The sequence below is a fragment of the Lonepinella sp. BR2357 genome, from assembly GCF_051851525.1.
In the GTDB taxonomy this organism is placed as follows: domain Bacteria; phylum Pseudomonadota; class Gammaproteobacteria; order Enterobacterales; family Pasteurellaceae; genus Lonepinella.
Map to the genome: position 1 here is coordinate 29,634 of NZ_JBPDVG010000003.1, position 19,496 is coordinate 49,129.

A 19,496-nucleotide genomic window follows, 5' to 3' on the forward strand; every position below is an offset into this window, starting at 1 on the left:
GTGGGAACTTTTTGCTCAACCTGTACTCTAACAGGTTGTATTTAATTAACTTTTATGAATGGATAACTATGAAACTTCATGCTTTAAAATCAATTTTTCTTGTTGCTATCAGCGTATTAGCCATTTCAACCAGTGTGCAAGCTGTTGAACAAGTGGTTGCCACCGTTGATGGTACGCCAATTTTAGAAAGCCAAGTCAAACATGCACTTGGTGGCAAAGCCAATACCGAAGTGAATCGAACTAAGGCCTTAGATAGCATTATTGATGATATGCTCGTGCAAAAAGCCATTAAAGAATCTGGGGTGAAAGTTAATCAAGCTCATGTGGATCAAATTGTACGTAATATTGCCGCACAAAATGGGTTAACCTATGGTCAGTTACTGGATGCGTTAGATTATCAGGGTATCTCCTTGCAACAATTCCGCAATAACATTGCTAATCAGCTGTTAATGTCAGAAGTACGTAACCGTAGTATCGGTAAATATATTGATGTTAGCCGTGAACAAGTGGAAGCATTGAGCCACCAGATGTGGGAGCAGGCTAAACAAAGTGGCAATCAGCAAGTGTTAACCACGACACATTATAAAGTGCGTCATATTTTGTTAAAATTAAATCCATTATTGAATGATGCTCAGGCCAAAGCGGAATTAACTAAAGTGCGTTCGGATATTATGTCGGGCAAAACAAGTTTTGAAGCTGCCGCTAAAGATTATTCAAAAGATTATTTATCCGGTGCCAATGGTGGTGATTTAGGGTTTGCTCCGGCAGATAATTATGTACCAGAATTTGCTAAACAAGTCACGACAGCCAAAAAAGGAACCATTACTGCACCATTTAAAACTGAATTTGGTTGGCATATTTTAGAAGTAACTGACAGCAAACAAGGGGAAGCCAGTGAAAACACGTTCCACCAAAAAGCCTATGAAACTTTAGTCAATCAACAACTACAAGAAGAATCCAAAGACTGGGTAAAAGCCTTGCGTAAAGGGGCGAATATTCAATATCTTGTTAAATAAACCATTTGTCTGAGGTGGGCCATCGCCCACCTTTTTTATTTTACTGTCAATAATAGATAACTCATGAATTCAAAACGACATTTAGGCCATACCGCACGAAAACGTTTCGGGCAAAACTTTTTACATGATGACAATGTGATTCAAGGCATTGTATCTGCGATTTATCCACAAAAAGATCAATATTTAGTGGAAATTGGACCTGGCTTAGGGGCATTAACCGAACCTGTCGGTGAGCAAGTAGATCAGTTAACCGTCGTCGAATTAGACCGAGATCTCGCAGAACGCTTACGCCATCATCCTTTTTTACATCAAAAATTAAAGGTGATTGAAACCGATGCGATGCAATTTGATTTTGGCAAATTGTATGATGATGAAAAACTGGCGGAGAAAGGGCAAAAATTACGGGTATTTGGTAATTTACCCTACAATATCTCGACACCGTTAATGTTTCACCTATTCAAATTCCACGACAAAATCCAAGACATGCACTTTATGTTACAAAAAGAAGTGGTCAAACGCTTGTGTGCGGCACCGAATAGCAAGGCTTATGGACGGCTTACGATTATGGCACAATATTTTTGCCAAGTCATGCCCGTATTAGAAGTACCACCAACGGCATTCAAACCTGCACCGAAAGTGGATTCCGCAGTGGTACGGTTAATTCCCCATCAGATTTTGCCAAATCCAGTGAAAGATCTGTATTGGTTAAATCGTGTGACCAGTCAAGCCTTTAATCAACGCCGTAAAACCTTGCGTAATGCCTTATCAACGCTATTTTCTGCGGAAAATCTCACCGCACTTGGGGTGGATTTAAATGCGCGTGCAGAAAATTTGAGTATTGCGGATTATGCCAGATTAGCCAACTGGTTATATGATAATCCACCAGTGGAAGAAAAAATAGAAATTATTGGTGAAATATAATCAATCCCCTCTCCCTTTGGGAGAGGGTTAGGGTGAGGGGCAATTTACCCCCTCACCTCCCGAAAATCCGTTGGATTTTCTCCCTCCTCTCCCACTGGGAGAGGCAGTAAAGGAATAAAAAATGTCAACTTACCTTGTCGGCGACTTACACGGTTGCTATGATGAATTGCAACTTTTGTTAGAACAAGCTCAATTTGATGCCACGCAAGATGAACTTTATTTCACTGGTGATCTGGTTGCTCGTGGTGATAAATCCCTTGAATGTTTACGCTTTGCTAAGTCTCTAGGGCAACGTGGTCATACGGTATTAGGCAATCATGATTTACATTTACTTTCCACCGCACTGGGGATTAAAAAAGTCAACGCTCGAGATAAAGTAGATGCCATCTTTGCTGCCCCTGATTTTGCTGAATTAATGGATTGGCTACGTCATCAGCCCTTATTTATTCACCATGAAAAACTGAATTTTACTCTCGTTCACGCAGGAATTTCACCTGACTGGGATTTAAACACAGCTCAACAATGTGCCAAACAAGTTGAAGCGGTTTTACAATCCGACCACTATGCGGATTTACTCAAACAAATGTATGACAGCAATCCTGATCGTTGGTCGTCTGAATTAACGGGTATTGATCGTTTACGTTACATTATTAATGTGTTCACCCGTATGCGTTTTTGCTATGCGGATCATAGGTTGGATTTTGATTGTAAAGTGCCGTTAGATCAAGCTCCAACCGAATTAATGGCATGGTATCAATGCGATAATCCATTATTCCAAACCGAAAATATTATTTTTGGACATTGGGCAAGTCTGGTGGATACACCCACACCGAGCAATATTTATGCCTTAGATACAGGTTGTGCATGGGGTAATCGAATGACGTTGTTACGTTGGGAAGATCAGCGGTATTTTGTGCAGGGGAGTTTGGGAAAATAGGCTCGCACTTCTCGCTTTTTTCTCAAATAAATTCTCTCACAATTTCATAAATCACAATCCATCCGCTCCAATTTCTGCTAAAATACGCCAATATTTTTCAACGGAGAAAACATCATCGAAAATTGGCAACGGGGCTTTGTGCTACACCGCCGAGCGTACAGTGAAACCAGTCTGTTAGTGGATTTATTTACCGAAGAAACAGGGCGGTTGACTGTGTTGGCGAAAGGGGCAAGACGCAAACAGTCTGCGTGGAAAGGCGTGTTACAGCCGTTTACGCCGTTGTTGTTGCGTTGGTCGGGTAAAGGCGAGTTGAAAACCTTGACCAAAGCCGAGCCAGCGGCGATTGCTCTTCCGTTGCAACAAACGGCGTTGTTTAGTGGTTTTTATGTGAATGAATTGCTGTGTCGGGTGATCGAACAGGAAACGCCTAATCCGTTGTTATTTCAGTATTATTTGCAATGTTTAATGGCATTGGCTCAAGCGGAAAATGTTGAGCCTGCGTTACGCACCTTTGAATTTCAGTTATTGCAAATTTTAGGCTATGGCGTGGATTTTGGGCATTGTGCAGGATCGGGCTTGCCAGTGGACAGCACAATGACCTATCAATATCGGGAAGAAAAAGGCTTTATTGCGTCCTTGATTAAAAACAACCAAACCTTTTACGGACGCGATTTGTTAGCCTTTGAGCAGTTGATTTTTGATGACCCTGATGTTTTAAAAGCCGCCAAACGCTTTACCCGAATGGCATTGAAACCCTATTTAGGCAATAAACCGTTGAAAAGTCGGGAATTATTTTCGCAACAGATTTTGTATTTGAACTAGTATGGCATTATTTTACACGCAACCCAAAAAACCAAAACCGCAAGAAAAAACACCGCACTTGACCCTTGATATTCAATCTTTGGATTATCAAGGCTTGGGCGTGGCGAAATTGCAGGGCAAAACGTGGTTTGTGGAAAATGCGTTGCCTGATGAAAGGGTGCAAGTTCGGGTGGTAGAAGAAAAACGCCAATACGGGCGAGCGGTGGCGACCAACATTTTGCGTGCCAATCCTGAACGCCAATCGCCACAATGTGCGGTGTATCAAGCCTGTGGCGGCTGTCAAAGTCAGCATATTCCGTTGGCAATGCAACGGCTTGCTAAACAACAAGCGTTGTTTTCACGGCTGGAAAAATTGCAACCGCAAGGTGTTGAATTTATGCCGATGATCGTGGGCGAAGGCTGGCAATATCGTCGCCGAGTGCGGTTGAGTTTGAATGTGAATCCGAAAACCAAACAGCTGGAAATGGGCTTTCGGCAAAAAAGTGCGGTGCAAATTGTCAATGTTTTGCAATGTGATGTGTTGGAGCCAGCCTTAGATCGCTTATTGCCAAAATTACGAACCCTGTTAAATCAGTTTTCTCAACCGAAATTACTCGGGCATATTGAACTAACCGCCGCCGATAATGGCGTGGCAATGTTGTTACGACATCGCCAAAATTTAAGCGAAAAAGACCTCACTTTGTTGTTGGCATTTGCCGAGCAAGAACGGTTAATGCTGTTTGTGCAAGATGATGCGCAAATTCAGCAGGTCTTTGGCGAACCGCCATTTTATCGCTTGGGGGAATTGTCGCTCCAGTTTGATATTCGGGATTTTATTCAAATTAACCGTGTGTTAAATCAGCAAATGGTGGCAACGGCGTTGGATTGGTTGGAGCTGAAATCCAGCGATAATGTGTTAGATTTATTTTGCGGAATGGGCAATTTCACCTTGCCGATCAGCCAGTTAGTGCAGACTGTTGTTGGCGTGGAAGGCGTAGCGGAAATGGTGGCGAAAGCGCGTAAAAATGCGGAACAAAATGGCTGTCAGAATGTCCAATTTGAGCAAGGCAATTTGGATCAGCCATTTTTAAATCAGCCTTGGGCGACGGTGTCATTTAATAAAATTCTGCTCGATCCGCCCCGTAGCGGTGCGTCGTTTGCCATTGATGGGTTGTGCCAGTTGCAAGCGGAAAAAATACTCTATATTTCGTGCAATCCTGCCACCTTGGTGCGAGATGCCGAAAAACTGTTGCAATCGGGCTACCGCTTGCGTAAAGTAGCGATGATTGATATGTTTCCCCACACAGGACATTTGGAAAGTATCTCGCTGTTTGAGAAAAAATAAGGAAAGATTATGGTTGCGGTGCGTGGTTCTCATTTATTAAATCCGAAGGATTTTAATATTCACCACTGGTGTGAAAATTTAGATTTGCCTGTGCAAATTGAACAGGATCTCACTAAGGCGTGGCAATACGCCCGAGCCAATGCGGAACAGCTTTTCTTAAATAGCCATTGGTATCTGCGTGATGGCGTGGAAATGGTAGAAATTCTGCACAGTTTGAATATGGACGGCGACACTTTGCTTGCCGCAATGTTGTTCCCTGTGGTACACGCCAAAATTGTCACGCTAGAGCAAGTTAAAGAAGATTTTGGTAGCAAAATCAGTAAATTAGTCAAAGGCGTGTTGGAGATGAACAACATCCGCCAACTCAACGCCAACCAATCCGATAATAATCTGCAAATTGACAATATCCGCCGTATGCTGTTGGCAATGGTGGACGATTTCCGTTGTGTAATCATTAAGTTAGCTGAACGCATTACCTATTTGCGAGATGCGGATAAACGCTATTCCAAAGCGGAAAAAATTGCGGCTGCCAAAGAATGTAGCAATATTTATGCCCCCCTTGCCAACCGTTTAGGCATTGGGCAGTTGAAATGGGAATTGGAAGATTATTGTTTCCGCAATTTGCAAACGGAGCAATATCGGATTATCGCCCATAAACTCGGCGAACGCCGTTTAGATCGTGAGCAATATATTCAAGATTTTGTCACCCAACTGTCAGGCTATTTGCACGAAACTATTGATATGGTGGATGTGTACGGACGACCGAAGCATATTTACAGCATTTGGCGGAAAATGCAGAAAAAACATCTGGCGTTTGATGGCTTATACGACATTCGGGCGGTGCGGATTTTGGTGCAAAATTTGCAAGATTGTTACACCGCACTGGGCGTGGTGCACACCCATTATCGCCATTTGCCTGAACAATTTGATGATTATATTGCCAACCCGAAACCGAACGGTTATCAGTCTATTCACACCGTGGTGTTAGGCGAAGGTGATAAACCCATTGAAGTGCAAATTCGCACCCATCAAATGCACAATGATGCTGAACTTGGGGTCGCTGCCCACTGGAAATACAAAGAAGGCACCACAGGATCGATGTCTGCCTACGAAGAAAAAATTTCGTGGTTACGCAAACTGTTAGCGTGGCAAGCGGATATTGTGGACAGCGGCGAAATGCTGGAAGAAATGCGGACGCAGGTGTTTGACGACCGTGTGTATGTGTTCACCCCGAAAGGCGAAGTGGTGGATTTGCCAACCGGTTCGACACCGTTGGATTTTGCCTACGCCATTCATAGCGATGTGGGACACCGTTGTATTGGGGCGAAAGTGGCAGGGCGGATTGTGCCGTTTACCTACCAATTACAAATGGGCGATCAGCTGGAAATTATCACCCAGAAAAATCCCAACCCAAGCCGAGACTGGTTGAACCCAAATTCAGGCTTTACCCACACCGCTAAGGCCCGCTCCAAAATTATGGCGTGGTTTAAAAAGCTGGATCGGGATAAAAATATTCCGTTGGGTAAAGAAGCCTTGGAAAATGAGCTAAACCGTATCGGTGTCACCACCAAGCAAGCAGAACAATATGCCTTGCCCCGTTATAATTTGAAACAGCTCGATGATTTATATAACGGTATCGGCAATGGCGATATTAAATTGCACCATTTGGTGAATTTCCTGCAAAGTAAATTGGTAAAACCCACTGCACAGCAAGCGGACGAAGAAATTTTGCGTCACGTTAGCCAAAAGAGCAACCAAAAAAGTGCTGTGAATCCGCAGCAGAAATCCGATAAGCAAGGTTATGTGGTGGTCAATGGTGTGGGCAATTTAATGCACCATATTGCACGCTGTTGCCAACCGATCCCAGGGGATGAAATTGTGGGTTATATCACCCAAGGTCGGGGGATTTCTATTCACCGTGCCGATTGTGAACAGCTGAAAAAGCTCCGTGCTGCCAACGAAGCTCGTGTGATTGATACCACCTGGGGCGAAAAATTAGCAGGCTCCTTTAATATTAACGTGCGTTTGCTTGCCAGTGATCGCAACGGTTTATTGCGTGATATTACGACGGTTTTAGCCAACGACAAAATCAACGTCAACGGTGTCTCCAGCCGCACCGACAAAAAACGCCAACTTGCCACCATCGATCTTGAACTGGAATTAAGCAATGTCGAGATGTTAAGCAAAGTGCTGGCTCGCCTTGCGTTGCTGGACGATGTGATTGACGTCAAACGAATTTAACCCTTATTTATAGAGAAAACAATGACAGACAAAACCACGGGCTTGACCCATTTAATCAATTCCACTCGCTATTCCTTGCAAGGCTTAAAAAGTGCGGTGCAAAACGAAGCCGCTTTTCGCCACGAGTTATTTTTAGGCATTTTTATCGTGCCGTTGGCATTTTGGTTGGCAAAAGATAAAGTTGAACTGGCATTTATGCTGGGATCTTATTTGATCGTATTAGTGGCAGAATTGCTCAACAGTGCGGTGGAATGTGCCATTGATCGCATTGGTACAGAACGCCACGAACTGTCAGGCAGATCCAAAGATCAAGGATCGGCAGCGGTGTTTGTGGCGATTGTGAATTTTGTGGTGGTTTGGGCGGTGATGATTTTGGGGTAATGTTTAGGGCGACATTTGATAATGTTCTGCGAAAGCGTTGAAGAAATCATCGTAGTTTTGCAATAACAATCCGTACATTTTGCCGGCGGATTGTTATTCCAGTCCCGATGTTTACTCTGCCAAAAATCCCCCGCTCTGATGTTGCCATAACTTCGCATACAAGCCATTTTTAGCCAACAATTCCGCATGGGTGCCTTGTTCGACGATTTGTCCTTGATCTAACACAATCAAACGATCCATTGCGGCAATGGTGGATAAACGGTGGGCGATGGCGATCACGGTTTTGTTTTCCATCATTTTATCCAGACTTTGTTGAATCGCCGCTTCCACTTCGCTGTCTAAGGCACTGGTGGCCTCATCAAGCAATAAAATTGGGGCATCTTTTAACATCACACGAGCAATGGCGATACGTTGGCGTTGTCCGCCTGACAGTTTTACGCCACGTTCACCCACATGTGCATCATAGCCTCGGCGACCGTTTGCATCACTCAATAACGGGATGAAATCTGCTGCTTCGGCACGCTGGGCGGCATTCAGCATATCTTGTTCGGTGGCGTTGGGGCGACCATAAATAATATTTTCACGCACGGAACGGTGTAATAATGAAGTGTCTTGCGTCACCAAGCCAATTTGGCTACGTAGACTTTCTTGTTGTACATCAAGGACATTTTGACCGTCAATGGTAATGGTGCCTTGTTGCGGTTCGTAAAAACGTAAGAGTAAATTGACGATGGTGGATTTCCCTGCGCCTGAACGGCCAATTAAACCGACTTTTTCTCCCGCTTTAATGGTTAAATCAAAGTGTTGAAGTAGCTGTTTTTCAGGGGAATAAGCGAAACTCACATGATCAAAATGAATTTCCCCTTTGCTCACTTGCAATGCCGTGGCATTCGGTTTGTCGACAATCGTATGGGGTTTGGATAAGGTTTCCATACCATCATTCACCGTACCAATATTTTCAAATAAGCGGGCGGATTCCCACATAATCCAATGCGCCAAACCGTTGACTCGTAATGCCATGGCGGTGGAGGTCGCAATGGCCCCGACACCAACGGCCCCCTGTTGCCAAAGTACCACACCTAAAACGGCGGTGCTGAGAGTTAGGAAGATATTGCTCGCATAAGTTAATACATCTAGGCTTGTGCCTAACCGCATTTGGGCGTGGACCGTGACCATAAATTCTTCCATAGAACGTTTGGCATAGGCCGCCTCACGCTCACCGTGCGAAAATAATTTTACGGTGGCGATATTGGAATACGCATCGGTAACTCGTCCCGTCATCAGTGAGCGAGCATCCGCTTGATGTTCGGCAGTTTTGGCTAATTTAGGAATGAGATAATATAAAATACCGCCGAAAATCACAGCCCAAATCAAAAATGGCACAAGAAACCAGCTATCAAAAGCCACCAAGACCACGCCAGAGGTAATAAAATACACGCCTACATAAATGACCATGTTTGCTACCGTTAATACGGTATCACGCACAGCCAATGCGGTTTGCATCACTTTGGCAGACACTCGTCCGGCAAATTCATCTTGGTAAAAAGTGAGGCTTTGCCCAAGCATAAGACGGTGGAAATTCCAACGCAACCGCATGGGGAAAACTCCTTGCAAGGTTTGCAAGCGTACCGTGGAAGTGAGGAATGTCCAGCCGATACTTAAAATAAGAATCAGCAACATACCGATTAAATAAGGGCCTTTTTCTGCCCAAAGGGTGGTGGGTGTATAGGCTCCTAGCCAGTCTACAAGTTTCCCCATAAATTGAAACATCAAGGCTTCCATTACCCCAATGCCAATGGTTAAAAATGAGAAAAATGCAATCCACGCCTTTGTTCCCTCTAAATTTGACCATAAAAAACGCCATAATCCTTTTTCGGGGGTTTTAGGGGGACTGTCAGGATAGGCGTTAATGCGGTTTTCAAACCAAGAAAATATTTTATTAAACATCGTGCTTTCCTTATAAAACAAAAGGCAACGAGGAAAGTTGCCTTAATCTGGTGATATTATAACGCAAAACGTGATAAAAAAGCACCGCACTTTTTAAGGTGGGTGCATGAGTTCAATAAAAATTAATTATTCCAACGCCTTACCTTTAAGTTCTGGAATTAAAAATAATGTCGCCAACATATCTAACACATAAATCGTGGCTAAAAACGCAATAGCAATTTGGAATGAATAAGCGGATACCACGGCGCCTACAACAATCGGGCCAAAACCGCCCACGGCACGTCCGATATTAAATAATACATTTTGCGCCGTGGCACGAGCCTCGGTGGGATAGGCCTCAGACATTAATGCGCCATAACCGCCCATCATGCCGTTCACAAAGGCACCTAATAATGCGCCTGCAAACAACATCGCCGTTGGGTCAGTTAATTGAGAATAAACCACAATACTGATCACAGCCCCTAATTGGAAAATCAGGAAACTTGGCTTACGTCCAATAGCGTCCGCTAACCGGCCAAAAATCCAAATGCCCGCCATCATGCCACAAATGGTGACGGCGGTCCAAAGACCAGACTTGGTTAAACTAAAACCGAGTTGTTTGGATAAAAAGTTCGGCAACCAAATCATAATGCCGTAATAACCGAAGTTTTGTACTGAAGTTAAAACCACAATGCCGAGGCTGACTTTGGCGGTATTTTTGTCTTTCACCAATAATGTAAATGGCGATTTTTTGGGTTTATTCGTGATGGCTTGTTGTTTCACAAAAACGTCGGGTTCATGTAATTTGGCTCGTAAATACCACGCCACAAAGGCAGGGAAAATGCCCACTAAGAACATCCCTCGCCAACCGATAACAGGCAATAATAACGGGGTCAATAATGCCGCAGCGAGTACGCCAATTTGCCAGCCTAACGCCACATACGACGAGGCTTTGGCTCGATGGCGAGCGGGCCATGTTTCGGCGGCCAATGCCATGCCAATACCGAATTCGCCACCTAAACCGATACCCGCAATGGTGCGATAAATCAGTAAATCCCAATAACCTTGTGCAAAGGCACAAAGTCCTGTGAACACGGCAAATAGCACGATTGTCCATGTCAGCACTCGCACACGGCCATATTTATCACTTAATGCACCAAAAATCAGCCCACCAGCCACGGCACCAATAAGGGTCCAAGTGACTAATGAGCCACCTTGTGCGGGCGTTAAAGCTAAATCAGCCGAAATGGCCGTGAGCATAAAACCAAGAATAAGTAAATCAAAACCGTCCATGGCATAACCGACGGCCGATCCGAATAAGGCTTTCCAGCCATATTTATCAACATGATGTGTTGTCATAATGTACGTCCTTTTGTTGCTCACAGGCAACATTTAAAGTTAAAAAGGAGGGTGTTTTTCATTTCCAGCATGGAAATTGGCGCTATTTTAGGGCGTCTTACCTAATTTGGCAACTGGATTTTGCTTTACCCTTTCTTATTTTCTTTCAACGCCGCAAAATGCGCCCCTTTGGCGATCATACGAAGTTGTAAAATGACTCGTTCTTTTAATTCCGCCCGATCTTTTTCATCCATATCCAAGGCCTTGGACATGGCACTAAAGGTGAGCGTCACACTGGCGTCGGCTTGCATATAACCAATATATCTTGAATAATGAAAGCGATAAGTAATAAACTCGCCCAATTCTTCGATAAAGTGTTTAATTTCACGGGAAACTGCGGTGCGAAAAAGCAAAGATGTGCCCGCACTTTCTCGTAATAATAAGCGAAAAACGTTTGGATCGTTTTCAATAAATTCAAAAAAGGTTGCAATGGAAACTTCGATCACACTGCCACCATTCCGCAAGCGTTTCTGGGCCTGTCGCATCAGTTGACGTAAGGTTAAACCCGCCTCATCAACCATGGTCAACCCCAATTCTTCCATATCTTTAAAATGGCGATAAAAAGAGGTCGGGGCAATACCGGCCTCTCGGGAAACCTCACGCAAGCTCAAATTGGCAAAACTTTTTTCAGCGGTAAGCTGATTAAACGCCGCATTAATGAGTGCCTGACGTGTTTTTTCCTTTTGTAATGCTCGAATGCCGGCCATAGAATTACTCAACTAAAATCGGTTTAATGGCATTGACAATCACTTTTGCAATGCGTTCATAACGTTGACGCAACGGCGAACCTGGGCGATAAATTAAGGTAATCGCACGGGTGGGTTCGGGATTCACACAAGGAATATATTTGACCCCTTGACGCTCGCCCTCATTATGTACGGCCAATTCTGGCATCAAGGTAATCCCCGCATTGGCGGCCACCATATTACGCAAGGTTTCTAAACTGGTGGCTTGAAAATGCGCATTTTCTCTGGCGCCGGCGGCAAAACAATAGCCAAGAGCTTGCTCTCTTAAACAATGCCCGTCATCTAACATTAAGATTTCTTTATTATTTAATGAGGACAGGGAAAGCTGTTTTTCCGTTGACCAAGGATGTTTATCCGACACCGCCACCAACATTTTTTCTTGGAAAATCGGCACCTCAATAAAAGGTTGGGTTTCTTCCACAGAGGCCACGATAGCACAATCTAAATGCCCCGTTTCGAGTTGGTCAATTAAATGCGCCGTTTGTTGCTCATACAAAAATAATTCCAATTCAGGAAATTCATGGGTTAAAACGGGCATAATATGCGGTAATAAGTAAGGCCCCACGGTGGGGATCACACCAATATGTAATGGGCCCGTCATATCTTTTCCCTGATTACTCGCCATTTCTTTCAGTAATTTCACTTCACGCAACACGGTTTTAGCTTGATCGACTAACAATAACCCCGACTGGGTAAACAGGACTTTGCGACTGGTACGTTCCAATAACACAATCCCTAATTCATCTTCCAACTTACGGATTTGTCCGCTCAACGTTGGCTGACTCACATGGCAAGCATCCGCTGCACGCCGAAAATGTTTATATTCAGCCAAAGCAACAAGATATTCCAAATCACGGATATTCATAAAAAAATTCCTTATAGGTATGAACAATTAAAAGGATAGAATTAATTGATTGTAACTATACCATAAAATTGCCTATAATCCACCCCGTTAAATAAACAATCACTCAAATCGGAGAAAAAATTATGTCAAATATGGAAGGAAAAAAAGTTCCTCAAGTTACATTCCATACTCGCCAAGGCGACGCATGGGTTGATGTAACTTCAGCAGAATTATTCGACAACAAAACTGTCGTGATGTTCGCTTTACCAGGTGCATTCACGCCAACTTGTTCATCTACTCACTTACCACGTTATAACGAATTAGCTTGCGAATTCAAAGCATTAGGCGTAGACGACATCATCTGTATGTCAGTTAACGACACTTTCGTGATGAACGCATGGAAAGCAGACCAAGAATCTGAAAACGTGACTGTCATTCCAGATGGTAACGGTGAATTTGCAGCGGGCATGGGTATGCTTGTTGACAAAGATGACTTAGGTTTCGGCAAACGTTCATGGCGTTATTCTGCGTTAATCCGCAACGGCGTAGTAGAGAAAATCTTCTCTGAACCAAACGAACCAGGCGACCCGTTCAAAGTATCTGATGCAGACACTATGATCAAATACTTAAATCCAAAATGGGAAGCCAAACCATCCGTCACTGTATTCACTAAACCAGGTTGCCCATTCTGTGCAAAAGCCAAAGGTTTATTAAAAGTGAAAGGTTACACATTTGAAGAAATCGTATTAGGTCGTGATGCTTCAACTATTTCTGTTCGTGCAATCACTGGCAAAACTTCTGTTCCACAAGTCTTCATCGGTGGTGAATATATCGGTGGCAGCGACGATTTAGAGAAATATTTTGCTTAATTTAAGCTGAAAAATTTAGAAAAAATGAACCGCACTTTGAAAGTGCGGTTTTTTTACGCTAATTTTTCTCTAATAAGGTTTTATGTTCTTGAATAATCGCCATAAACGGCTGGGCAAATCGTTCCCATTTAATCGCCCCTACGCCATTAATTTGCAACATTTCTACTTTACTGGTGGGCAAATACAGCGACATTTCTTGTAAGGTAGCATCACTAAACACAATATAAGGCGGAATATTTTCTCGGTCGGCAATTTGTTTACGTAAGAAACGTAATCGTGCGAAGAGATCTTTGTCGTAATGGCTCACGGCGTGGCGTTGTGGTGCTGCCACCGTGGCAATAGCGGATAGTCTTGGGGTCGCCAATGCTAATGGCACGTCGCCACGCAAAATCGGTCTAGCACTTTCGGTAAGCTGCAGTTGCACACCCACGTCGTTCATGACTTGGTGAATAAAGCCGAGATGAATTAATTGGCGGATCACCGATTGCCAATATTCCTTGCTTTTGTCCTTACCGATACCGTATACACTTAATTGTTCATGTCGGTGATCACGGATTTTTTGGTTGTTCATGCCACGCATCACGCCAATCACATATTGCATACCGAAACGTTGCCCCGTGCGGTAAATGGTGGAGAGAATTTTTTGTGCATCAATTAAGCCATCGTATTTTTTCGGCGGATCGAGGCAAATATCGCAGTTTTTACATGGCGTTTGGCGATTTTCGCCGAAATAATTCAACAACACCAAACGGCGACAAGTTTGACTTTCGGCAAATTCACCAATGGCCTCTAGCTTATGTTGTTTGATCTCTCGCTGTGGCGTTTCGGGTTCTTCCATAAGCATTTTATGCAACCAACCGTAATCCGCAGGCTCATAAAACAGCACGGCCTCCGCAGGCAAATCATCTCGTCCTGCTCGCCCAGTTTCTTGATAATAGGCCTCAATGCTGCGAGAAAGATCAAAATGTGCCACAAATCGCACGTTGGATTTGTTGATCCCCATGCCAAAGGCAATGGTCGCCACCACCACTTGAATATTATCCCGTTGAAATGCCCGTTGCACCCGTTCCCGTTCAGCAAATTCCATGCCTGCATGATAAAACGCCGCCGACACGCCCCGTTTTTGCAACGCCTCGGCGACTTTTTCCGATTTATTGCGGCTGTTGCAATACACAATGCCACTTTTGCCTTTTTGTGCCACCACAAACTGACAAAGTTGTTCCATGGGCTTAAATTTTTCTACCAAGGTATAACGAATATTTGGGCGGTCAAAACTGCCGATATATAAGTGCGGTGAATTTAAGCGGAGATTTTGCCAAATATCTTGTCTTGTGGTACTGTCGGCAGTGGCGGTCAACGCCATCACTGGCACATCAGGAAAGGTGCCTTTCAAACCGCCAAGCTGTTGATATTCAGGGCGAAAATCATGTCCCCATTGGGAAATACAATGCGCCTCATCAATGGCAATAAAGCTCACTTTACAATGAGAAATAAAGGCAAAAAAGCTGTTGGTCATCACCTTTTCAGGGGAAAGATAAAGCAATTTCAGTTCACCCGAAATGGCTTTATTTTGCACCTGTTGCTGTTGCTCGTAAGTTTGTGTGGAATTGAGATAATCTGCAGAAATACCGTTGGCTAACAGTTGATCCACTTGATCTTTCATCAACGAAATTAACGGCGAAATGACCAAGGTCAATCCCGAAAAACACAAGGCAGGGATTTGATAACACAGGGATTTTCCGTTACCCGTTGCCATCACCACAAGGCTGTCTTGCCCACGCAAGGCAGATTGAATAACTTCTTCTTGCCCCGTGCGGAAAGATTGATAGCCGAACACGTCCTTTAACATTTGTAAAGGATCGGCTTGCAATGGCTCAGAAAGTGCGGTGGAAAAATCTTGCATTTTTTGCACCGCACTTTTTTGTTTAATTTCGCCAGACAAGGTCATTAAGCAAAGCTCACTTCTTCACCATGCGCCGCACAGGCCTCACTTAAACAGTCGTAAAAACGTTTGCCGTCATGGTTAATCCAATCGCTATCTTTCCATGCAAAATGCAACCCGCCCAAACGGCTGGCTAACCAAAGTTCCGACATGGATTCTTGTTTATTAATCACAATTTGTGTGCGATTGCCAAAGGTCATGGTAAACACCGATCCTTGGCGCTCAAAATCCACGTCTACATCTTGCTCATCACATTGTTCCTCAATGTGATCCCACACTTGTTCAATATTTTGATGAAATTCAACTAGGTTCATTTTTGTTCTCTCAGTAAAATCGTTAGGGTAAATTATAGAGAGTTTCAGCGAGTAAGGATAGAGGGAATATTGATTTAGTTGGCGTGAGTCATCAGGAATGTGTGAAAATTGGAATGGAGATCACAAAATTGTCGATCAATTTCACTTTCAAATCATCGGAATTATGATACACTTTTCAGAAATTGACGGGAGGCTGTATGGAATTGAACAAAGAACAAGAACGCTATCTCACCGAATTGTGGCAAGAGGGTCTAGATAATGATGACTTTGAAGAGATAACGCTCGCACAAATTAAGGCAAAACGGGTTGAACGAGCAGAATATTTAGAAAATAAAAAAGCCATTGATGAGGTATTTTATAGTGAAGTGGCGTACGCTTAAAGGTTCAAAAATCAATGAATTTATGGCGTTGCTTTCCGATGAGGCTTTATTCTATGTGGAAACTGTGCTAGACAATTTTGAACCGGTAAAGTCGCCTTTTTCTATTGAAATCAATAGCTTTACTTCTTTGCAGTGTATTGTAAATAATAATATCGCTTATATTCTTTCTTTCAATTATGGGCGTTTTTCCAATATTAATACAGGGAGAACCTCTCGGGAAGTCAATTTTATTCAACTATTGAAAGAAAAATATTTTTCTTGCAATCAGTTCATTCATCTTTCTCCAAAACAACAAAGACGTTTAACTCGTCTGATAAAAAATAATTATTAATCAATTTCTTATATACGGACGGATAATCATCATGAAAAAACACATTTCTCTTATTATTTTCACCGCACTTTGTGCCAGTCTTGTCGGCTGTGGCGTAAAAGGGCCGTTATATTATCCACAAGACAATACCCAACAAGCTCAACAAAAATAGGATACTGAGATGGATCATTTCCAATATAAAAACGATCTCCTTTTTGTGGAAGATCTTGCTGTGACCGCTTTGGCTGAGCAGTTTGGTACGCCGCTTTATGTGTATTCTAAAGCGACGTTGGAACGTCATTGGCATGCTTTTGATAAGGCGTTTGGTGAGCATCCCCATTTAATTTGTTTTGCGGTGAAAGCCAATTCCAATATTGCAGTGTTGCAAACCATGGCAAGACTGGGTTCAGGTTTTGATATTGTGTCGCAAGGGGAACTGGAACGGGTGTTAAAAGCAGGCGGTGAGCCGTCTAAAGTGGTGTTTTCGGGTGTGGCAAAAACGGCGGTGGAAATTGAGCGAGCGTTGCAAGTGGGGATTCGTTGTTTTAATGTGGAAAGTGTACCAGAATTGTATCGCATTAATGAGATAGCGGAAAAATTAGGCAAAATTGCCCCCATTTCCTTGCGGGTCAATCCCGACGTAGATGCCCATACGCACCCTTATATTTCCACGGGATTAAAAGAAAATAAATTTGGCGTGAGTGTGGAACAGGCTCGTGATGTGTATCGTCAAGCCCATCAATTAGATCATATTGAAATTGTCGGCATGGATTGCCATATTGGGTCACAGCTCACTGAATTACAACCTTTTTTAGATGCAGCAGATCGGTTGATTGTGTTAATTGAACAGTTAAAACAAGACGGTATTCAGTTGAAACATTTGGATTTAGGCGGCGGTTTAGGTGTGCCTTACACAGACGAAATCCCACCCCATCCAAGCGAATATGCCAAGGCATTGTTAGAAAAATTGCAAGGGCTGAATTTAGAGATTGTGTTAGAACCGGGGCGTGCGATTACGGCCAATGCGGGAATTTTGGTGACCAAGGTGGAATATATTAAAACCAATGAAAGCCGAAACTTTGCCATTGTAGACGCCGGCATGAACGATATGATTCGTCCCGCCTTGTATCAAGCCTATATGGCGATTATTGAGGCGGATCGGACCTTAGGACGTGAAAAAGCCCTGTATGATGTGGTGGGGCCGGTATGTGAAACCTCGGATTTCTTGGGTAAACAACGTGAATTGGCGGTAACTGAGGGCGATTATTTGGTACAACGTTCCGCTGGCGCCTATGGGGCGACCATGAGTTCTAACTATAATTCTCGCCCACGCACGGCGGAAGTGTTAGTAGACGGTTCGCAAGTGCATGTCATTCGTCAGCGTGAAAGCTATGAAAATTTATGGCAGTTGGAAACCTTATTGCCTTAACAGAAAGATAAAAAGGAGTATGAAGATGAAATTATATTATTTAAAAGGATCTTGTTCTACGGTGCCACATATTGCATTGGAATGGATTGGTCAACCTTATCAAGTCGTTGAAGTCAGCCGAGAGGCCATTAAACAAGCGGATTATTTAGCCTTAAATCCACAGGGTTCAGTGCCGTTATTGGTGGACGGCGATTTTGCCTTGTCACAAAATGTGGCTATTTTAACCTACTTGGATAATTTACATCCCGAGGCCAAAATTTTCGGCAGTAAAACGGTGCAAGATAAAGCCAAAGCCACCAAATGGTTAGCCTTTTGTAATGCAGATATTCACCCTCTCTTTAGTCGCATTTTTAATGTGCCAGTCTACTTGAAAGAGAATGAGGACTTAGTGAAACAATATCGTCAAGAATTGGCGGAAAGATTATTGCGTTTATATGCCATTGCGGACGATTATTTGAGCCAACACCAGTATTTTGGCGAACAGATTTCCGTGGCGGATGTGTATTTTTATATTACGTTACGCTGGTGCCAAGTCATTGGTTTCGATTACAGCCATTTACGCCATGTGACCGCACATTATCAACGTGTTGGGCAAAATGCGGGCGTGCAATCGGTACTTAAACAACAAGGATTACCTGCCTAATGCCAAGTTTACGTCATTATCATACCTTTGCTATTGACGCTCAGGCAAAAAGTATTGTAGAAATCACCGCACTTGAGCAATTTTCACCCGCTTGGGCAGCAGCAAAAGCAGAAAATCAGCCCGTCTTGTTATTAGGTGAAGGCAGCAATGTGCTGTTTGTGCAAGATTTTAACGGCACCCTGTTAGTCAATCGGTTAACAGGCATTGAACATAAACAGGATAATGACTTTCATTATTTACACGTTGCGGGTGGGGAAAATTGGCACAAATTGGTGCATTGGTCGTTACAACAAGGGATTCAAGGGCTAGAAAATTTAGCCTTAATTCCTGGCTGTGCGGGTTCGGCACCGGTACAGAATATCGGCGCCTATGGTGTAGAATTTAAAGATGTGTGCGATTATGTCGACGTGTTGGACTTGGCGCAAAATCACGTATTTCGTTTAAGCGTCGCAGACTGTGGCTTTGGCTATCGTCATTCCGTCTTTAAACAACAATATGCCAAGGGTTTTGTGGTGGTGGCTGTGGGATTAAAGTTGGCGAAAAACTGGCAACCTGTCTTGAAATATGGTTCTTTAGCCAATCTTGATGTGAAAACGGTAACGGCACAACAGATTTTTGAAGAAGTGTGTGCGGTGCGTCAAGCCAAGTTACCCGATCCCAAACAAACGGGCAACGCAGGCAGTTTCTTTAAAAACCCTGTGGTCACCGCACGTCAGTTCCAAGATTTACAAGCAGAATACCCTACCATTCCTCATTACCCACAAGCCGATGGTTTTGTGAAATTAGCGGCGGGTTGGTTGATCGATCAAGCGGGGTTAAAAGGTTATCAAATCGGCGGCGCCATGGTACATCAACAACAAGCCTTGGTGTTAGTGAATACGGGTAACGCAACCAGTTCGGATGTGGTGGAATTAGCCCATCATATTCGACAAGCCGTAGCAGCTAAATTTGATGTGTATCTTTCGCCAGAAGTGCGTTTTATCGGCGAAAATGGCGAAGTCAATGCGGATAATGTGATTAGCTAACATAAAAAGGACTGAGGCCGATGTTATC

Annotated in this window: 20 protein-coding genes; 14 read left to right on the forward strand and 6 right to left on the reverse strand. The window is 43.5% G+C overall.

The window, feature by feature from the left end; genetic code table 11:
- The first annotated feature begins 68 nt into the window (after positions 1–68).
- The 7 genes from ACTG7L_RS02325 (at position 69) to ACTG7L_RS02355 (ending at position 7,642) form a co-directional block, all read left to right on the forward strand.
- Positions 69–1,016: a peptidylprolyl isomerase gene (locus tag ACTG7L_RS02325; RefSeq protein ID WP_439287338.1), complete on the forward strand. Its 948-nt coding sequence runs from the start codon at positions 69–71 to the stop codon at positions 1,014–1,016.
- Between the two features lie 63 nt (positions 1,017–1,079).
- Positions 1,080–1,937 carry a 16S rRNA (adenine(1518)-N(6)/adenine(1519)-N(6))-dimethyltransferase RsmA gene (gene rsmA, locus ACTG7L_RS02330; protein ID WP_439287339.1) on the forward strand — a complete coding sequence of 286 codons (858 nt, stop codon included), beginning with the start codon at positions 1,080–1,082 and terminating at the stop codon, positions 1,935–1,937.
- A gap of 121 nt (positions 1,938–2,058) precedes the next feature.
- A complete protein-coding gene (apaH, locus tag ACTG7L_RS02335; protein WP_439287340.1) occupies positions 2,059–2,874 on the forward strand; it encodes a bis(5'-nucleosyl)-tetraphosphatase (symmetrical) ApaH in 816 nt (271 codons plus the stop codon).
- Positions 2,875–2,985: 111 nt separating this feature from the next.
- The gene (recO, locus tag ACTG7L_RS02340) at positions 2,986–3,696 is read left to right on the forward strand and encodes a DNA repair protein RecO (RefSeq protein WP_439287457.1); all 711 of its coding nucleotides are present in this window, start codon (positions 2,986–2,988) and stop codon (positions 3,694–3,696) included.
- 1 nt (position 3,697) lies between these two features.
- The gene (gene rlmD, locus ACTG7L_RS02345; RefSeq protein WP_439287341.1) at positions 3,698–5,020 is read left to right on the forward strand and encodes a 23S rRNA (uracil(1939)-C(5))-methyltransferase RlmD; all 1,323 of its coding nucleotides are present in this window, start codon (positions 3,698–3,700) and stop codon (positions 5,018–5,020) included.
- 9 nt (positions 5,021–5,029) lie between these two features.
- Positions 5,030–7,261 carry a GTP diphosphokinase gene (gene relA, locus ACTG7L_RS02350; RefSeq protein ID WP_439287342.1) on the forward strand — a complete coding sequence of 744 codons (2,232 nt, stop codon included), beginning with the start codon at positions 5,030–5,032 and terminating at the stop codon, positions 7,259–7,261.
- 21 nt (positions 7,262–7,282) lie between these two features.
- Positions 7,283–7,642, forward strand: a complete 360-nt coding sequence (locus ACTG7L_RS02355) for a diacylglycerol kinase (protein WP_439287343.1) — start codon at positions 7,283–7,285, stop codon at positions 7,640–7,642.
- A 111-nt stretch (positions 7,643–7,753) separates the two neighbouring features.
- On the opposite strand, the gene ACTG7L_RS02360 is transcribed toward ACTG7L_RS02355, so the two are convergent.
- From ACTG7L_RS02360 to oxyR, 4 genes are all read right to left on the reverse strand, one after another.
- On the reverse strand, positions 7,754–9,589 hold the full coding sequence (locus ACTG7L_RS02360; protein ID WP_439287344.1) for an ABC transporter ATP-binding protein: 1,836 nt from the start codon (positions 9,587–9,589) through the stop codon (positions 7,754–7,756).
- A gap of 126 nt (positions 9,590–9,715) precedes the next feature.
- The gene (locus tag ACTG7L_RS02365) at positions 9,716–10,927 is read right to left on the reverse strand and encodes an MFS transporter (protein ID WP_439287345.1); all 1,212 of its coding nucleotides are present in this window, start codon (positions 10,925–10,927) and stop codon (positions 9,716–9,718) included.
- 125 nt (positions 10,928–11,052) lie between these two features.
- Complete coding sequence (gene fabR / locus ACTG7L_RS02370; RefSeq protein WP_439257017.1) at positions 11,053–11,673, reverse strand: HTH-type transcriptional repressor FabR; 621 nt, start codon at positions 11,671–11,673, stop codon at positions 11,053–11,055.
- Between the two features lie 4 nt (positions 11,674–11,677).
- A complete protein-coding gene (gene oxyR, locus ACTG7L_RS02375; protein WP_439287346.1) occupies positions 11,678–12,577 on the reverse strand; it encodes a DNA-binding transcriptional regulator OxyR in 900 nt (299 codons plus the stop codon).
- A gap of 122 nt (positions 12,578–12,699) precedes the next feature.
- On the opposite strand from oxyR, the gene ACTG7L_RS02380 reads away from it, so the two are divergent.
- Positions 12,700–13,425: a glutathione peroxidase gene (locus tag ACTG7L_RS02380; RefSeq protein ID WP_439240042.1), complete on the forward strand. Its 726-nt coding sequence runs from the start codon at positions 12,700–12,702 to the stop codon at positions 13,423–13,425.
- A 58-nt stretch (positions 13,426–13,483) separates the two neighbouring features.
- Here the strand turns inward: ACTG7L_RS02380 and recQ are convergent, their stop codons facing one another.
- Both recQ and cyaY read right to left on the reverse strand, forming a co-directional pair.
- Entirely contained in the window at positions 13,484–15,373 is a 1,890-nt protein-coding gene (gene recQ, locus ACTG7L_RS02385; protein ID WP_439287347.1) for a DNA helicase RecQ, read from the reverse strand.
- A complete protein-coding gene (gene cyaY, locus ACTG7L_RS02390; RefSeq protein WP_439287348.1) occupies positions 15,373–15,681 on the reverse strand; it encodes an iron donor protein CyaY in 309 nt (102 codons plus the stop codon). The genes recQ and cyaY overlap by 1 nt, the downstream gene beginning before the upstream one ends.
- A 197-nt stretch (positions 15,682–15,878) precedes the next feature.
- On the opposite strand from cyaY, the gene ACTG7L_RS02395 reads away from it, so the two are divergent.
- Genes ACTG7L_RS02395 through murB form a run of 6 tightly spaced genes read left to right on the forward strand, consistent with a single transcriptional unit; the run spans position 15,879 to position 19,468 of the window.
- Positions 15,879–16,061 carry a hypothetical protein gene (locus ACTG7L_RS02395; protein ID WP_439287349.1) on the forward strand — a complete coding sequence of 61 codons (183 nt, stop codon included), beginning with the start codon at positions 15,879–15,881 and terminating at the stop codon, positions 16,059–16,061.
- Positions 16,042–16,392, forward strand: coding sequence for a hypothetical protein (locus tag ACTG7L_RS02400; RefSeq protein WP_439257022.1), 351 nt, complete (start codon positions 16,042–16,044; stop codon positions 16,390–16,392). Before ACTG7L_RS02395 ends, ACTG7L_RS02400 begins: the two co-directional genes overlap by 20 nt.
- Positions 16,393–16,423: 31 nt before the next feature.
- The gene (gene lptM / locus ACTG7L_RS02405; protein ID WP_439240034.1) at positions 16,424–16,543 is read left to right on the forward strand and encodes an LPS translocon maturation chaperone LptM; all 120 of its coding nucleotides are present in this window, start codon (positions 16,424–16,426) and stop codon (positions 16,541–16,543) included.
- A 9-nt stretch (positions 16,544–16,552) separates the two neighbouring features.
- Positions 16,553–17,800: a diaminopimelate decarboxylase gene (gene lysA / locus ACTG7L_RS02410; protein WP_439287350.1), complete on the forward strand. Its 1,248-nt coding sequence runs from the start codon at positions 16,553–16,555 to the stop codon at positions 17,798–17,800.
- 25 nt (positions 17,801–17,825) lie between these two features.
- Positions 17,826–18,443 carry a glutathione S-transferase family protein gene (locus ACTG7L_RS02415; RefSeq protein WP_439287351.1) on the forward strand — a complete coding sequence of 206 codons (618 nt, stop codon included), beginning with the start codon at positions 17,826–17,828 and terminating at the stop codon, positions 18,441–18,443.
- Positions 18,443–19,468, forward strand: coding sequence for a UDP-N-acetylmuramate dehydrogenase (murB, locus tag ACTG7L_RS02420; RefSeq protein WP_439287352.1), 1,026 nt, complete (start codon positions 18,443–18,445; stop codon positions 19,466–19,468). The genes ACTG7L_RS02415 and murB overlap by 1 nt, the downstream gene beginning before the upstream one ends.
- The last annotated feature ends 28 nt before the right edge of the window (positions 19,469–19,496 follow it).

What these genes read in the sequence shown, in the direction of transcription:
- ACTG7L_RS02325 (WP_439287338.1), top strand. Translation starts at nt 69, where the DNA reads ATGAAACTTCATGCTTTAAAATCAATTTTTCTTGTTGCTATCAGCGTA.
- rsmA (WP_439287339.1), top strand. Translation starts at nt 1,080, where the DNA reads ATGAATTCAAAACGACATTTAGGCCATACCGCACGAAAACGTTTCGGG.
- apaH (WP_439287340.1), top strand. Translation starts at nt 2,059, where the DNA reads ATGTCAACTTACCTTGTCGGCGACTTACACGGTTGCTATGATGAATTG.
- rlmD (WP_439287341.1), top strand. Translation starts at nt 3,698, where the DNA reads ATGGCATTATTTTACACGCAACCCAAAAAACCAAAACCGCAAGAAAAA.
- relA (WP_439287342.1), top strand. Translation starts at nt 5,030, where the DNA reads ATGGTTGCGGTGCGTGGTTCTCATTTATTAAATCCGAAGGATTTTAAT.
- ACTG7L_RS02355 (WP_439287343.1), top strand. Translation starts at nt 7,283, where the DNA reads ATGACAGACAAAACCACGGGCTTGACCCATTTAATCAATTCCACTCGC.
- ACTG7L_RS02360 (WP_439287344.1), bottom strand. Translation starts at nt 9,589, where the DNA reads ATGTTTAATAAAATATTTTCTTGGTTTGAAAACCGCATTAACGCCTAT.
- ACTG7L_RS02365 (WP_439287345.1), bottom strand. Translation starts at nt 10,927, where the DNA reads ATGACAACACATCATGTTGATAAATATGGCTGGAAAGCCTTATTCGGA.
- fabR (WP_439257017.1), bottom strand. Translation starts at nt 11,673, where the DNA reads ATGGCCGGCATTCGAGCATTACAAAAGGAAAAAACACGTCAGGCACTC.
- oxyR (WP_439287346.1), bottom strand. Translation starts at nt 12,577, where the DNA reads ATGAATATCCGTGATTTGGAATATCTTGTTGCTTTGGCTGAATATAAA.
- ACTG7L_RS02380 (WP_439240042.1), top strand. Translation starts at nt 12,700, where the DNA reads ATGTCAAATATGGAAGGAAAAAAAGTTCCTCAAGTTACATTCCATACT.
- recQ (WP_439287347.1), bottom strand. Translation starts at nt 15,373, where the DNA reads ATGACCTTGTCTGGCGAAATTAAACAAAAAAGTGCGGTGCAAAAAATG.
- cyaY (WP_439287348.1), bottom strand. Translation starts at nt 15,681, where the DNA reads ATGAACCTAGTTGAATTTCATCAAAATATTGAACAAGTGTGGGATCAC.
- ACTG7L_RS02395 (WP_439287349.1), top strand. Translation starts at nt 15,879, where the DNA reads ATGGAATTGAACAAAGAACAAGAACGCTATCTCACCGAATTGTGGCAA.
- lptM (WP_439240034.1), top strand. Translation starts at nt 16,424, where the DNA reads ATGAAAAAACACATTTCTCTTATTATTTTCACCGCACTTTGTGCCAGT.
- lysA (WP_439287350.1), top strand. Translation starts at nt 16,553, where the DNA reads ATGGATCATTTCCAATATAAAAACGATCTCCTTTTTGTGGAAGATCTT.
- ACTG7L_RS02415 (WP_439287351.1), top strand. Translation starts at nt 17,826, where the DNA reads ATGAAATTATATTATTTAAAAGGATCTTGTTCTACGGTGCCACATATT.
- murB (WP_439287352.1), top strand. Translation starts at nt 18,443, where the DNA reads ATGCCAAGTTTACGTCATTATCATACCTTTGCTATTGACGCTCAGGCA.